1 pseudogene is annotated in these 372 nt (G+C 51.3%); it reads left to right on the forward strand.

What is annotated here, in order from left to right:
* Positions 1-372 (forward strand): annotated as a pseudogene (locus F8N00_RS18285) (hypothetical protein); the annotation flags it as partial.

The following is a 372-nucleotide window of genomic DNA, read 5'->3' on the forward strand; positions in this document are numbered from 1 at the left end:
GCAATCAGATCGCTTCACTGGCAGCAGCCGGACAGATGGATATTGTTCCCGATTCATTGATTGGGAATGTCATTACGGAAGAAGAGATCTGGGCGTGTACGACATGCCGGAACTGTGAAGATCAGTGTCCAGTCATGAACGAACATGTCGATAAGATCATCGACCTCCGTCGTCACCTCGTCATGATGGAAGGCAAGATGGATCCGGAGATGCAACGGACGATGGCGAACATCGAACGTCAAGGTAATCCGTGGGGGATGAACCGGAAAGAACGCGAAAACTGGCGGAAAAACCGGGATGAACTCGTCGTTCCGACAGCAAAGGAGAAGAAAAAAGCGGGCGAAGACTTCGAGTACCTGTTCTGGGTTGGTG

Source organism: Exiguobacterium sp. A1_3_1 (assembly GCF_048985645.1).
Classification (GTDB): domain Bacteria; phylum Bacillota; class Bacilli; order Exiguobacteriales; family Exiguobacteriaceae; genus Exiguobacterium_A; species Exiguobacterium_A indicum.